Annotated in this window: 13 protein-coding genes and 2 pseudogenes; 7 read left to right on the top strand and 8 right to left on the bottom strand. The window is 57.5% G+C overall.

What is annotated here, in order from left to right:
• The first annotated feature begins 9 nt into the window (after positions 1 to 9).
• The 5 genes and pseudogenes from C484_RS02325 to C484_RS21945 all read left to right on the top strand — a co-directional run.
• A complete protein-coding gene (locus C484_RS02325) occupies positions 10 to 519 on the top strand; it encodes an ABC transporter permease (RefSeq protein WP_275040107.1) in 510 nt (169 codons plus the stop codon).
• A gap of 42 nt (positions 520 to 561) precedes the next feature.
• A complete protein-coding gene (locus tag C484_RS02320) occupies positions 562 to 987 on the top strand; it encodes a universal stress protein (RefSeq protein WP_006666785.1) in 426 nt (141 codons plus the stop codon).
• A gap of 139 nt (positions 988 to 1,126) precedes the next feature.
• A complete protein-coding gene (locus tag C484_RS02315) occupies positions 1,127 to 1,312 on the top strand; it encodes a hypothetical protein (protein WP_006824368.1) in 186 nt (61 codons plus the stop codon).
• Between the two features lie 89 nt (positions 1,313 to 1,401).
• Positions 1,402 to 2,040 (top strand): phosphoribosyltransferase, encoded by a 639-nt coding sequence (locus tag C484_RS02310; RefSeq protein WP_006824367.1) that lies wholly within the window; start codon positions 1,402 to 1,404, stop codon positions 2,038 to 2,040.
• A 59-nt stretch (positions 2,041 to 2,099) separates the two neighbouring features.
• Positions 2,100 to 3,262, top strand: a pseudogene (locus C484_RS21945) (sensor histidine kinase); the annotation flags it as partial.
• Between the two features lie 166 nt (positions 3,263 to 3,428).
• Here the strand turns inward: C484_RS21945 and C484_RS02295 are convergent.
• Positions 3,429 to 3,710 (bottom strand): PadR family transcriptional regulator, encoded by a 282-nt coding sequence (locus C484_RS02295; protein ID WP_006107041.1) that lies wholly within the window; start codon positions 3,708 to 3,710, stop codon positions 3,429 to 3,431.
• Between the two features lie 147 nt (positions 3,711 to 3,857).
• Here C484_RS02295 and C484_RS02290 point away from each other — a divergent pair, with 147 nt between their 5' ends.
• Entirely contained in the window at positions 3,858 to 4,787 is a 930-nt protein-coding gene (locus tag C484_RS02290) for an NAD-dependent epimerase/dehydratase family protein (RefSeq protein WP_006824364.1), read from the top strand.
• Between the two features lie 215 nt (positions 4,788 to 5,002).
• On the opposite strand, the pseudogene C484_RS22655 reads toward C484_RS02290, so the two are convergent.
• From C484_RS22655 to C484_RS02260, 7 genes and pseudogenes are all read right to left on the bottom strand, one after another.
• Positions 5,003 to 5,212, bottom strand: a pseudogene (locus C484_RS22655) (IS6 family transposase); the annotation flags it as partial.
• 153 nt (positions 5,213 to 5,365) lie between these two features.
• Positions 5,366 to 6,193, bottom strand: a complete 828-nt coding sequence (locus C484_RS02285; RefSeq protein ID WP_239640909.1) for an FkbM family methyltransferase — start codon at positions 6,191 to 6,193, stop codon at positions 5,366 to 5,368.
• Between the two features lie 503 nt (positions 6,194 to 6,696).
• Complete coding sequence (locus tag C484_RS02280; RefSeq protein WP_006824362.1) at positions 6,697 to 7,578, bottom strand: universal stress protein; 882 nt, start codon at positions 7,576 to 7,578, stop codon at positions 6,697 to 6,699.
• Positions 7,579 to 8,047: 469 nt separating this feature from the next.
• Entirely contained in the window at positions 8,048 to 9,142 is a 1,095-nt protein-coding gene (locus C484_RS02275) for a glycosyltransferase (protein WP_006824361.1), read from the bottom strand.
• Positions 9,143 to 10,126 carry a glycosyltransferase family 4 protein gene (locus tag C484_RS02270; protein ID WP_049914999.1) on the bottom strand — a complete coding sequence of 328 codons (984 nt, stop codon included), beginning with the start codon at positions 10,124 to 10,126 and terminating at the stop codon, positions 9,143 to 9,145.
• A 103-nt stretch (positions 10,127 to 10,229) separates the two neighbouring features.
• Positions 10,230 to 11,096 carry a hypothetical protein gene (locus C484_RS02265; RefSeq protein ID WP_006666775.1) on the bottom strand — a complete coding sequence of 289 codons (867 nt, stop codon included), beginning with the start codon at positions 11,094 to 11,096 and terminating at the stop codon, positions 10,230 to 10,232.
• Between the two features lie 467 nt (positions 11,097 to 11,563).
• A complete protein-coding gene (locus C484_RS02260; protein WP_006824359.1) occupies positions 11,564 to 13,225 on the bottom strand; it encodes a sulfatase in 1,662 nt (553 codons plus the stop codon).
• A 126-nt stretch (positions 13,226 to 13,351) separates the two neighbouring features.
• Here C484_RS02260 and C484_RS02255 point away from each other — a divergent pair.
• Positions 13,352 to 13,806, top strand: a 455-nt coding sequence (locus tag C484_RS02255; RefSeq protein WP_006824358.1) for a flippase-like domain-containing protein, incomplete at its 3' end; no start/stop codon positions are given.

Below are 13,806 nucleotides of genomic sequence, written 5' to 3'. Positions count from 1 at the left end.
GGCTCCACGATTGCCGGAGAAGTAGAGTGCGGAACGGTCGGCGTGACGTTGTCGTTACCGGTGACGCGGACCCGGTTAGTGGTCGGGAAGGTTCTCTCGCTCATCCCCGACGTCGTCCTCGTGAACACGATCACGTTCCTCGTGGTCTCCCTCGGCGTCGAACTCGTCGGCGAATCGATCGATGTGGGCAACCTGTTCGCCGTGCACACATACTCGGTTGCGTACTTGCTCGCCTGCACCGCCGTCGGTCTCCTCGCTTCCGTTGCGTTCGACTCCGTTCGCCGAGCACAGACTACCGGGGCCGGGTCGGTCTTCGGCCTATTCTTGCTCGATACGTTCACGTTCGATACCGACTACGAGTGGGTCGGAGACGTCGCTCTTTCGCGGTACTTCGACCCCGGTTCGGTTCTCGTCGACGGCGACGTATCGTGGGCCGATCTCTCCGTTCTCGTACTCGCCATCGCCGTCCTCGTCGTCGTCAGTAGCGAATACTTCGAGCGGCGTGATCTCTCCGGATGATCACAGACGGGTATTATATCGATCGGCGGTGTGTAAGCCCCTATGACGGACCGAGTTCTGGTTCCCTACGACGACTCAGCACCGGCGCGGAAGGGGATCGAATACGCGTTCGAAACGTTCCCTGACGCGGCGATCACCGCCCTGTACGTCGTTCCACGACCGGAGGGGTACTGGGCCGCCTTCGAATCGGATTCCCAGAAACAACACGACGACGAGAAAGCGCAAAAACGCGGAAACAGAGTCCTCGAGGGTGCACGCGACATCGCCGCCGACTTCGATGGTGAACTCGAGACGACAGTCGAGACGGGAAAGCCGGCACAGGTTATCGAGCAGGAAGCGACAGCGGGTGGATACGAGACTATCGTGATCGGCAGCCACGGTCGGGAAGGAGTCTCGCGGGTGTTGCTCGGCAGCGTCGCGGAGAAAGTCGTTCGGCGCTCGCCGGTGCCCGTCGTGGTCATTCGGTGACTCACGTCGAGAGGAAACTCATCTCTCGACGGCGGCGGTACGGCCGTCGTATCCGAAAGCGGGTTCGTGATCGAGATGCTGGAGTTCAGGGTCGCCGATGAATGGCTTATGGCGGAGCCAGTAGTGAGAGCACCTATCGATGCACTCGCAAGACGACATCCGCGACCGACTCAAAGAGATGCAACGCGCGATGGAGTCGTGTGACTACTACGATCCGCGGGCCAGCGTGCTTCGCGGACGGATCGAAGCGCTCGAGTGGGTGCTTGCGTCGAGTTCGGCCGACAACGAGGAACCGTCCGAATCGACGCGAGCGGCGGACGACTGAGTACTCGCCGGCGACGTATTCGAGTGGTTTCAGATTTCCAACGGGGTGATATCTACAATGGGTTGGAACCCGTAGACCAGTAGCAGCATATGTTTTCGAATCGGCAGGATGCCGGCGAACGACTCGGCGAGCGGCTCGCAGCCGAAGGAGTCGACGCCGATATCGTCCTCGGCATCCCGCGCGGCGCACTCCCGGTCGCACGACCAGTTGCCGATGCGCTCGAGGTACCACTCGACGTCGTTGTCGCATCAAAACTGAGCGCCCCCGGAAATCCCGAACTCGCGCTCGGGGCCGTCGCCAGCGACGGCAGCCTCTGGCTCAACGAGGACCTCGTCGACCAAGTCAACGTCCCACAGGAGTACATCGACGGCCAACGGGATCAGGAGGCCGATGCTGCCCAACGGAAGGCTCGCCAGTATCGAGACGACGGACGTATACCCGACCTGGCTGACAAACGGGTCGTCCTCGTCGATGATGGCGTCGCGACCGGTGCCACTGCAATCGCGTGTCTCAGACAGATAACCGACGCCGGTGCAGCCGCCGTCATCCTCGCCGTCCCCGTCGGCTCACCGAACTCGATCGCCGAACTCGAAACGGAAGCCGACGACGTGATCGCCCTCGAGACGCCGAGCGATTTCCGAGCGGTCGGACAGTACTACCGCGACTTCGGTCAGGTGAGCGACGAGCAAGCAATGTCGTATCTCGACGATGACACCGACACGGCGTAGGAGAATGCGCGCGCTCTATCCAAAGTTCTCTCACGAATGACTGTATTTTTCCCCTGATTTACAAGAAGACGCTGTGTGAGATTACGGCCGATGCTACCCGCACGTTCGACGAAAAACTACAGGCGATGGTCGAACTCGGCTGTGACCGGTTCGACCTCGAACTGGGTGGCCTCTCCCGGATCAATCCCGCGACGAACTCGTTCGAAGTCGAATCCACAAGCGCTGCTCACGACCATCACACACCGGGGACACAGGCACCACTCTCTGAAACGTACTGCCAACTCACCGTCGATACCGAGACGACGATCGGCGTCACAGATCCCCAGCAGGTAGACCTCGACGAAATCCTCGCCCACCAGGAGTTCGGCGTCGAGACCTATCTCGGGACCCGTATCGAACTCGAAAACGAACCCGATCGGACGTTCTTCTTCGTCGACTCCGACTCGCGATCACAGCCGTTCTCGGACGCCGAACGGACCGTCTACGATCTGATGGCCCAATGGATCACGTACGAACTCGAGCAAACCCAGCGTGAACGCGAACTCGAAGCATCGAACGACCGCCTCGAACAGTTCGCCTACGCAGCCTCACACGATCTGCAGGAACCGCTTCGCATGGTTACGAGTACCTCCAACTCCTCGACAATCGCTACGACAACGAACTCGACGAAGACGGCGAAGAGTTCCTCGAGTTCGCCGTCGACGGAGCCGAGCGCATGCGAACGATGATCGACGGCCTGCTCGAATACTCCCGCGTCGAAACCCGCGGTGATCCGCTGGAGCCAGTTGAACTCGAGCGGGTCGTCGCGGACGTTCGCGAGGATCTGCACCTCAGTATCGAAGAACAAAACGCCGAACTCACCGTCGGCGAACTGCCGCGCGTGCTAGGTGATGCAAGCCAGCTCCGGCAGGTTGTACAGAACGTACTCTCGAACGCGATCACCTACAGTGGAGAGGAGTCGCCACGAATACATATCGATGCGTCACAGCGCGGCCAGAAATGGGTTGTGTCGGTCGAGGACGATGGTATCGGAATCGACCCGGAAAACCAGGGGCGTGTGTTTACAGTCTTCGATCGACTCCACAGTCGCGACGAGTACGAGGGAACGGGAATCGGGCTCGCACTCTGTGAGCGAATCGTCGAGCGCCACGGCGGCAGTATCTGGATCGACTCGGAGCCTGGCGAGGGGGCGACGGTCTCAGTTATGCTGCCGGCAGCGTGATCGATCGCTGCCAGACAGCACACTGCGGTCCGCCTACATCCATACTTCCGGTCGCTGGTACCGCGAACGACGAGAACGGAGAGACAGGGTATCGCGTTCGGGCTATTAGCTAGAGGAACCGAACACCACGAATCGGCTCCGGTGATTCCAGTGGCCACTCAGAGAGTTAGACCAGCTCCGAGACGTACTGTGATTCCCAATCACGGCGATCTTCGAGTTCACGTCGGCCGCGTCGGGTGACGCTGTAGACGTTCGTTCGACGGTCGGCGGTTCCCTTTTCGATCAGTCCTTTGTCGACGAGCGTGTCGAGGTTTGGGTACAGCCGGCCGTGATGGATTTCGCTTTCGTAGTAGTTCTCGAGTTCGTCTTTGATTGCCAGGCCGTGTGGTTCCTCAAGTCCTGCCGCGACGTACAGGAGGTCACGCTGGAAGCCGGTTAAGTCATACATACGATTGAGTATGGAGCTAGATATAATAAATATAGGGGAAACGGGACGATGAGAAATAGTGATAGCTAGTCGGGGCTGGCAATGGAAAGCAAGGCGCACAGACGTGAATCCAGTAGCCCTATATGACGTATCCAGAAATCAGTACCCATGCAAGATGCACGCATCCTCGTGACGGGTGGCGGGGGGTTTATCGGATCGAATCTCGCGAATACGCTCGCCGAAGAGAACGAGGTTATCGCGCTCGATAACGGCTATCTCGGAACGAGTGACAATCTCGACGAGAGTGTTCAGTACATCGAGGCGGACGTACTCGACGAGGACCTGCCAACTGACGTGGACATCGTGTATCACCTTGCAGCACTCTCGAGTCGGGAACTTCTCGAAGACAATCCGGTCCACGGGGCCCGAGTCAACGTCGATGGCTTCGTCAACGTCGTCGAACAGGCGATCGCGGACGGTTGTGAGACGATCGTATACGCCTCGACATCGTCGATCTACGGCAGTCGAACGACGCCGACACCCGAGGACGTCGATGTCGAAGCGGCGACGGGCTACGACGCGTCGATGCTCGGCCGGGAACGCTATGCGGAATACTACAACGACTTCTACGCCGACACGGACCTCACGCTCGCCGGGATGCGATTTTTCTCGGTCTACCAGGGCTACGGCGGTGCAGAATCCCACAAGGGGACGTACGCAAACACGGTCTCGCAGTTCGCCGAAAAAATCGCACAGGGAACCCCTCCCGTCCTGTGGGGCGATGGAACGCAGACTCGCGATTTCACTCACGTCAACGACATCGTCCGCGGCCTTGAACTCGCTGCCGATCACGAACTCGAGGGTGTCTACAACCTCGGGACCGGCGAGTCCTACTCGTTCAACGAGATGGTTGAGTTGATCAACGGCGTGCTTGGAACCGACATCGACCCGGTGTACGAACCGATCCCGCTGACGAACTACGTCCACGATACGCTGGCCGATAGTTCGAAGATTCGCAAGGCGACCGGTTGGGAACCGCGGATCGACTTTGAAGACGGCGTCGAACGCGTCTGTCAGGCGTACCTTGATGAGGAATAACGCAGTCACACTGAGAACAAATAGTACGTTCAATCGACACGGGTTCGGCCCGGTCTAATCGAATCGTTCTTGAAACGTCTACTCGTCAAACGGATCAGAGTCTCATTGAATGCGATCCGCGATGGCGTCGCCGTCCTCAGAACGCGAAGCGTTCTGCTGTCGAATCATCGATTCGCCGACTGTTGGAGCGCAAAGCGCTCCAAGAGGCCGCACTAGAGCGCCACTTTCGTGGGCATCGGTGGGTGCTCTGAGCCTCCGAAAGTCTGCGTCCAGTTCCAAACTACGCCCTGAGAACGATCAACACCGAGTAGCGCGAGTACTACAACGACCTCTCGAACCGACAATCCTATCGAATGCGGGCGCACCCCGAACATCCTGACGGGTGTCGGGATGTGCGCGTTCTCCCAAATATCATCACAATCCATGTCTAAGGTCTCTCTGAGCAGGTTTGTGGGTGTCGTGAGTACCACTCACTACAACCTGCTCGCTTCTCAAACACTCTAACTAGACAGTGCCGTCGAATTCGAATGTTCACAAACTCTCATCGGCGAGAGGGCCATCGTCAACTCCAGAACCATCTATTCTCGAGAGTTCGCAACTGCCTTGAGATGGTAGTTCCCTGACCGTCTCTCATTTAAACACGAAACGTTGAACCCGGTCTCTTCGAGGATATTCATTACATCGTCAGCAGATCGGCCATAGTCAGCCAAGAGATCCTCATGGACTTCGACGTAGGCCAGTCGAACATTCGTAAGCGTTTCGCGCAGTCCATCAAGCGCATCAGCCTCTGCTCCCTCGATATCCATCGTAAGCACGGTCGGATCAGATGTGTCTGCCAAGCCAGTGATATCGTCTCCACATTTGATGGGAACCTGTGTCGATCCACCAGAAGAGCTCAGTTTATGGTTCTCACCGGGTTTTGCATCTGCGGGAACCGCGACAGTCCCCTCTGAAGATCCTAGTGCGGTTGCGATGATTGTCGATTCGTCTTCTAGGTCGTTTTGAGAGAGATTATAACTGAGCGCCGAGACATTGCTTGGGGCTGGCTCAATAGCAACAGATTCAGATGCAATCTCGGCAGCAAACGTTGCATAGAGCCCGACATTCGAACCACAGTCCCAGACAATATCATCGGAACGGAGGCTTCTGATAAAGTCCTCAAGCACCTGCCGCTCGTGCATCTGAGTGCGAGCTCGTCGATACTCAATGGCTGTTTCGGTCTTGAAATTTATTCGATGCTCACCAACTTCAACAGGAACAGTAGTGTTGAGAGCAGCACCAACAATCCATCTCGCCTGGCCAGATCGGATCAGGGTAAAGTCCCGGATCCCTCTGGATAGTTCAGATAAACCTCCATCTCTGTACAATTCAGCGGCTCGTGACGTGATATTTGTATTTTTTGTCATATGGGTCCCACGGTTGCCGCGAGTGAATCAATCAACATAAGCCAATTCTCCGTTATCTTGTCACTTTTATCCCACATCTTTACTTGTTCTTGGTTACTGGTAACTTCCGATCATAGTAGAATCTTCTGGCCATTCTTGAGATCAGGATCTCTCTTTGAATTATTCCACACCATGGCACCACCACGCAACCATCGGGTCTCTCGAGCAGTACTGGTCTATTCGGATTTAGTAGAAGTTGTGTATCTCACAGGCTCCATTCGTGTTCTGATTAACGCGAGACGATTTACCTGTGGATTCGATACCAGATCGGTTACAACATTATTATAATATGAAAATATTCATCACTTATGATGTTTTTCTCGTTACTTTCTAGTTCATACCTTGCATTGAATACGAGGTTGAAGGGGTGAATCAGCGAGTTCAGTATGTGGGCTTACTACGCGACTCGCGTGGTTCGACACGCAACCGATTCGCAACGACAACGGGACACTGGTTCACCGAACTCAAGAACGGGATTCGTTCTTGGGCAGGGAGGTCGTCAAGACCGGGACAGGAGAGGTACGGATCACGCGCTCGGTAAAACTTCCGAGCAAGTACCGATCCAACCCGGTCCAGCCGTGCGTGCCCATCACGATGAGATCGGTAGGCGTTGATTCGGCATACGAGGTAATCATGTGAGGGACCGATCCAGCTTTGACTGCCGTGACGATAGATTCTTCCGAGAGTTCTGTTCGATCCGCGGCGTCCTGTAACACTTCGTTAGCGCTTTCTTTGATCTCTGCAGAGAGTTGCGTCGATCGTGGATCGATCGTCTCGGGGAGTTCGTCGGCGACGAAGAGCAGGTGAAGCATCGAATCATGTCGAGCCGCAATTGTCGACCCCAGTTCCAATGCCGCACGAGCGTGGTCGCTGTCGTCGGTTGGGACGAGAACGGAACGGTACGGATACGACTGTGTCACGTCTTCGCCTGCACGGACCGTCATTACGGGGACCGAACTCTGGTGAACAACGCGCTCTGTCGTACTACCGAGGATGTACTCCTCGAATCCGTGTCGACCGTGCGCTCCCATGATAATACAGTCGACGGAGTGGGATTCGCCATAGGCGAGGATTTTCTCCTGTGGCTCCCCCTGTATAATGTGATCGACGACGGGGACGTTGCGCTCAGTGGCCGCTGAACGAGCGCGGTCAACGATCGCTTCGCCTTCTTCCTCGAGAACGTCGATATCGCGATCGCCGAACCGGAGGAGGCGAGACTCGCTCGTAGGGACAACGTGGAGAACGTGAACAGTTGCGCCCGTATCAGCAGCAATATCGAGGGCCTGTTCTAGTGCTGCCTTTGCGGGATCACTTCCATCAACCGGGACGAGAAGGGAGTCGTCCATACTGCCTGTTCGATCCGGTTTGGTTTACATTTGCGGGTAATTATACCCCGGTACAGTTTAGTGACTCGACAAAAATTAAGCCTCGGATGACTGTCCGTCCATCCCTCGCCCAGTAGTGATATAATTCGTCTCTGAAGAAATACTATTTCGGCGGATCAAGTTCTCGAGACGGCGTGTAGAAACACGCCACCAAAGCGAAATCATGGCGGTCAAATAAGCCAGCAGTAGACAGGATTCGCGAAGAGTATCACTTTTATCACGATACTGTCCATCGTGGTACTGCTACTAATGCCGCCAACTGCAATCGTGACAACCGCCCGTGCACGGATAGCAGCCTTCCGAGAGGCCGTATCCGGAAACCAAGCACTTCGTCCGATTACTATCCTCGTTTCGAAGAGCGACCAAGGATACTCGACAGTAACCAGTGATCGATGTCACCGTCACTCACACTGCAGTCACTATTCGCTGTTCAATGCTGTGAATCGCCAGAGAACCATCGATCCTCGGACGCGGTTGGAATCTCGTCTGCAGATGCTTGCACGTCACGATACAGATACTCGAGATTTTCGAGCGTTCGGTGGACGTCGTACTTTCTCACAGCCACTCTGGTGTCGCGATCCGTTCGAAGCGCTTTCTCAATTGAGTCCGTCATTGCCTCTAGATCGTCGTAGGCGAATCGTTCGCCGTTCTCAGACCCGATCGTCTGATCGAACGGAGCCACGTCCGCTGCAACGACCGGCGTCCCGCAGGCATTTGCCTCGAGCGTCGACAGACCGAGCGTATCGGCGGTGGATGCGGTCACGAACGTATCGATTGATGAGTAAAAGACTGGCAACTCCTCGCGCGGGAGAAAGCTCCGTAGTTCGACGTTGTCCGGCGCGTTTCGTTCGAGTCGACCACGGTAGGGTCCGTCACCGACGATGACGAACTCGTATTCCGGAAGTTCTTCGGCGGCACGGAGAATTTCGTGGACGTTCTTCTCCATGCTGAGTCGACCGCTGTAACCGATTACGGTCCGGTCCGGATACCAGTCCTCGTTGGTCGGCTGGAAGAACTCCATGTCGATACCGACCGGGAGCTGGATGTGTTCGACGTCGCGTTCGATACGGCCGGTAGAGGCGGTGATAATGTCAAACGACCGGAGAAACGCAGTTTCTAGCGGAACGTACAGTTTCGAGAGACCAGTCGCGATCGATTCGAACTTGACGTTCTGGTGGAAGTACTCCTCGAGCGGTGTGTGATGGGTGTAAATAGTCGGCAGATCGTGTTTGCGCGCGTAGTAGCGACCGAGAAGACCGATCGACGCTGGACCGTGGCAGTGAACGACATCGAGTTCAGGGAGCGTCGACGGGCGTCTGAACAGTGGAATGCGGTAGCCGGCATAGAAGGGGTTCGGCAGTGATGGAACCGGGATCTCTCTATCGCCGGGATCGTAGTCCCCATCGGGGTAGACGACGTAGACCTCGTGCCCCCGCCGTTCTAACTCCTCGCGCCAGAGTTTGATCGTGTACGTTACGCCATCGATTTCGGGAAAGTAACTGTCCGTGAAAAATCCAATTTTCATTCAGGTCACCCTCGAGTATAGTGACTGGTATTGGTTGGCTACCGATTCGAGCGAGAAGTCTTCGCTTCGCTTCGCTGCGTTTGCGCCGAGACGGTTGCGGACTGTCGGATCTTCGAGTCGTTGCAACGCGGCCTCGAATCCTGCAACGCCGGATTCTGAGACCTTGAGGCAGTCCGTGCCGTCTTCGAGCCAGGAGAACGTTTCGATGTCCCGGACGAGAAGTGGTTTCCCTGCAGTCATTGCTTCGAGAAGTGCGATACCCTCGTTCTCCTCGTGGGTGGGGAAACAGAAGATGTCACCAGCGGCGAACGCGCCGCGAATGTCGTCGATAAAGCCCGTAAATGTACAGTTGTCCGGCGAGTTCTCGATCAGTGCCGTCGTCTCGCGGCCCTTCAGGGACAGATCGAGCGGACCGAACCACGCAAAGTCCAGTTCCGGGAGTCGGCGAGCCAATTCGACGAACGTCTCGAGTCCCTTGCGCTTGATGACGTGGCCGACGAGGAAGACGACCGGCGGTTCGAGGTTATAGCGGTCGCGGTACTCCTCGGTTAGCGATTCGAATCCCCCGAGTTTCTCGCGGTCGACGCCGTTCGAGATGACCGTTGTCGGCGCGTCCGTGTAGGTCTCGATGAGACGCTGGTTGTACGCCGATGGACACACCAGTGCATCGGCCAGGCCGTAGGCGCGCTCGAGATACGGTTTCAGTGGCTTTGCGAGTGCGTTCGTAAAGCGGAAACTGTCGCCGAAGTCCTCCGCGGTCACGTGTGTGTTCGCGACGACCGGAATGCCCCGAGAGTGGGCCCGTCGTGCGTACCAGGCTGACCGCGGTCCCATAAGGTTGCAGTGAAAGACATCGGCATCAAGCGTTGGAACCGTTGTATACTGCAGATCCAATCCGTCCAGCATCTTTCGCTGGTGGACGACGGACTCATGGATCCCGCCAGTGACGTGATCCTCGAACTCGAAGTAGTGGCTGATTTTCATCGTTGGCATCCCCGGTGTGTTTCTTTGTTCCCTTTCCGTTCGATGGTCGATACCTGTGAACCGAGAGTCGGTATGAGCGACAATCAATTACAGGGATGAATCGTCACTCGACTTCGAGCCACGGCACCTCCATGAGCGGCGGGATATACGTCTCGATGTGGTGTTCCCAGACGCCTTGCTCACCAAAGGCTTCGCCGTGGTCGGCCGTAACGATGACGCGACCATCGAGTTCGGTGACGAGGTCGGCGACGGATTCGAGTGCGATTCGGAGGTTTTCCTCATAGAGCTCAAGTGCGGTTTCGCGGGTGCCGTTCTTGACGAGTTCAGTGGGGTCGAGTTCGAGCCAGAGACCAGCCTTCTGTGCGAGTTCGCTGTCCTCGAGTCGGCTCTCGACTTTCGGGCGGATCGTATCGCTGAGCGAGGAGAGCGTGCCGCCATCGGAGACGGTATCGGTTTCAGCTTCGGCTTCCTCCTGTCGCCGGATGCCCTTCTGGATCTGTTTGAGTTTCTGCCCTTTTCCGCGAGAGAGATAGGGAGCGTGGGGCTGCATATAGTGGAGTACTGTTCGGTCGGCCTGTTCGACGGCGGACTGGTTGGAATGGAACGCGTCTGCGATGCTCTCCGGTGGGACCGTTCCGAGGTCGTCGTCCCAGCCGGATTTCCAGACGTCGAAGACGGTCTCGATGTGATCGGATGCGGTCCACTCGTAGTCGCAACTGGCCCCCCATTTGAGTTCGTTTAGCGGAATCCCGAGATCGTTGATGAAGGGATTCCCAGAGAAGTACGCGAGATCGTGCGTTCCGGTGAACGTTCGAGACGCCCATTCTGGCGTTGACGACCCGATACTGCGGCGTTTTTCGAGTGTCCCATCGAGGTACTCATCGTATACCTCGCTGAATACGTCGTACCGACACGCATCCAGCACCAGACAATAGTCCCACTCCGATTCAAGGAAGTGCTGGTCCTGCATCGATTAGGGGCACCTTTCGAGTCGACCTATGTATTCTTATTGGTGTCGAGACAGTCACTGCAGGAAGGAAAATAGCGGCGAGCGATGCGAATACGATTGTTTCACGGTAACGTATTTCTGTATTTCGACCGGTGGAGAGAACCGGATGAGTCGGCAAATACGGGGGCGCTCTTACGGAAGAAGACGAATGGCTGCGATGAGAAGAACAGGGAGGCAAAAGAGTAAGAAGAGCCCACCGATGGACAACAGTTCTAGCGGAAGAAGAGAAACAAGCAGGAGGGTAAAGATAACGATCAGTAGCACGATGATAAGATTAAGGCGGTGAATAACGTGTTTTTATTCATAGTGTCGAAAATTGATCGGGCAAGCATAGCTGTTCCGGTGGCGAGTTCAGCGCTACTGGCCGGCACGTTCCGTCAGCACCGTTCGCGTAGCGCGACAACGATATCGCGGTCGGCGCTCGAACGCTACTCGAGGTATCCAAGTTCGCGCAAGCGCTCGCGGGTCTCCTCGTCGGCGTCGTCTAGCCCGGCAGTATCGTCGTCGGTCTCGCTCGGATCGATCCAGGCGCCGCCGGCAGCCTCCTCGAACCGGGCGAGCGCTCGCTCGGTCGCCGCGACGACCGCGTCCGCCGCCGGATCGACTGGTGTTTCCTCGGCCGGGTCCTCGTCGAGTCGGTACCCTTCGTCCGAAATGCGGTCCGCGCGGACGTACTTCGCATCGGTGCTGCGAGCGGCCCGCAGCCGCGAGTAGGCCCGATGGTCGTCGGGGAGTGCAATACCGGCTTCGCTCGCCTTCTGTTCGAGGTGGTGGGTTTCGATGACCGGCTGTGCGTACTCGATGAACGCGTAATCGGTGTGCCCATCTCTGTTTCGGTCTCGGTCCCCATCGGCCGTTGCAGCCGTCTCGTCGGCAACCGCTTGCTCGCGGACAGCGCGCTGGCCGGGGTCCAGTTCCGAATCTGCCACAGTATCGAACGACCGGTACGAACTCGACAGCAGCGACCGCGTCGGGTCGCGGGCGAGCGAATCGCCGTTCTCTTCCCCGTCACCGCTCGCACCGTCGCCATCGGCGAGGTTGAGAGCCGCGGGATCGACATCGAGCGCATCCAACACCGTCTCGTGAAGATCGAGTAACTCGACGAGTTCATCCCGTCGATCGGCCGCCAGCTCCGGGTGTTTCACCAGCAGTGGGACGTTGACGAGTTCGTCGTAGAGGGCGAACTCGTGACCGTAGAGGTCGTGTTCACCGTGGAGTTCGCCGTGATCGGCACAGACGACGACCGTCGTGTCCTCCCATTGGCCGGTCTCGCGGAGCCAGGCGAACAGCCGCCCGAGTTCGGCGTCCATGTGAGCGATCTCGGCGTCGTATAGCCCACGGATGGCCTCCCACTCGTCGTCATCGATATTGCGTGCGCCCGAGTTGAACTCTTTCGAGTTCTGACAGACGGAGTCGGGATCGACGCCGGGAGCGAACTCGGTGCGGTACTCCTCGGGTGGGTAGTACGGCAGATGGGCGTCCATCAGGTTGACGAACGCGAACCAGCCCTGGTCGCTGTCGCTGTCGTCGATGAAGGACTTGGTCCGGTCGATGACCGTGGGCGTCTTCGAGTCGGCACCCTCGCCGCTGGCGAGTTTGGCGTGGGCCATCGCGCCGACTCTGACGAGTTTCGAGGCCAGTTCGCGGAGGTAGTCGTTATCGTTGACGGCCTGCCACGCGCTGGCCAAGGGACCCGAGAGAACGTCGCCCGGGAGGACTTCGAAAAAGGAATCCTGGTGATCGAATCCGTCAGTGAGCCCAGTGTAGGGGGTGATCCAGGCGTTCGAAGAGTAACACGCCGTATCGTAGCCCGCAGCAGACAAAATAGAGGCAAGTGTCGTTGCGTCTTCGAGATACGGACTGCCTTGATCCGCGCCGTGCTGGCTCGGGTAGCGGCCGGTAAACAGCGACGCGTGGACCGGCAGCGTCCACGGTGCGGGCGCGACCGCAGACTCGAAGACGGTCGCGTCCTCGGCGAACTGCGACAGCGTTGGTGTCGTCTCCTTCTCGTAACCGTACATGCCGAGATGATCCTTCCGGACCGTATCCAGAACGACGAAGAGGACGTTCGAGTGACGAGTCCCGTCCATTACTGAAGACACTCGTCCCAATCCTGATAAAACGATTGAAGCGTCTCTCGTCGGCGGCTGGACGAATCAATCGACATCACTCGGACGAATCAGACGTTTCAAGTTAGCTACCGAGAGAAAGTCAGTATGGACGAGCGAAATCGACGAGCGTTCTTTCTCGGCGTCGTCGGAACGCTGATCGTGTTTGCCGTCCTGCTCTTCGTCGTCGGGGCAGAGCGCGTCATCGACTCGCTGCTATCGGCGGACCCGATGTTTGTTCTCGCGACATTCGCACTCGCATTGGGGTGGTTAGCCGCCTGGAGCCTCATGCTTCGAACCGTCCTCGGCTCGCTCGGGGTCGAGATTCCGGTCGTCACGTCGTTCTTCGTCTACACCGGAGCCGTCTTTGCGAACAACGTTACCCCGTTCGGCCAGGCCGGCGGCGAGCCGATTGCGGCGTTGCTCATCTCGAAGGTCTCCGACTCCGAATACGAGACCGGTCTCGTCAGCATCGCGAGCGTCGACGTGCTCAACGTCGTTCCCTCGATCTCATTGATCCTTATCGGCGTCGGCTACTATACGACGACCACGACCACCGCTAT

This window comes from Natrialba taiwanensis DSM 12281, from assembly GCF_000337595.1.
GTDB lineage: Archaea > Halobacteriota > Halobacteria > Halobacteriales > Natrialbaceae > Natrialba > Natrialba taiwanensis.
This window is presented reverse-complemented; position numbering and strand designations above follow the sequence as displayed.

Bases quoted from the DNA above. Each gene is read 5' to 3' on its own strand.
- C484_RS02280 (WP_006824362.1), bottom strand. From the start codon at position 7,578: ATGGACGACTCCCTTCTCGTCCCGGTTGATGGAAGTGATCCCGCAAAG.
- C484_RS02295 (WP_006107041.1), bottom strand. From the start codon at position 3,710: ATGTATGACTTAACCGGCTTCCAGCGTGACCTCCTGTACGTCGCGGCA.
- C484_RS02275 (WP_006824361.1), bottom strand. From the start codon at position 9,142: ATGAAAATTGGATTTTTCACGGACAGTTACTTTCCCGAAATCGATGGC.
- C484_RS02315 (WP_006824368.1), top strand. From the start codon at position 1,127: ATGCACTCGCAAGACGACATCCGCGACCGACTCAAAGAGATGCAACGC.
- C484_RS02320 (WP_006666785.1), top strand. From the start codon at position 562: ATGACGGACCGAGTTCTGGTTCCCTACGACGACTCAGCACCGGCGCGG.
- C484_RS02265 (WP_006666775.1), bottom strand. From the start codon at position 11,096: ATGCAGGACCAGCACTTCCTTGAATCGGAGTGGGACTATTGTCTGGTG.
- C484_RS02270 (WP_049914999.1), bottom strand. From the start codon at position 10,126: ATGAAAATCAGCCACTACTTCGAGTTCGAGGATCACGTCACTGGCGGG.
- C484_RS02310 (WP_006824367.1), top strand. From the start codon at position 1,402: ATGTTTTCGAATCGGCAGGATGCCGGCGAACGACTCGGCGAGCGGCTC.
- C484_RS02285 (WP_239640909.1), bottom strand. From the start codon at position 6,193: ATGACAAAAAATACAAATATCACGTCACGAGCCGCTGAATTGTACAGA.
- C484_RS02260 (WP_006824359.1), bottom strand. From the start codon at position 13,225: ATGGACGGGACTCGTCACTCGAACGTCCTCTTCGTCGTTCTGGATACG.
- C484_RS02290 (WP_006824364.1), top strand. From the start codon at position 3,858: ATGCAAGATGCACGCATCCTCGTGACGGGTGGCGGGGGGTTTATCGGA.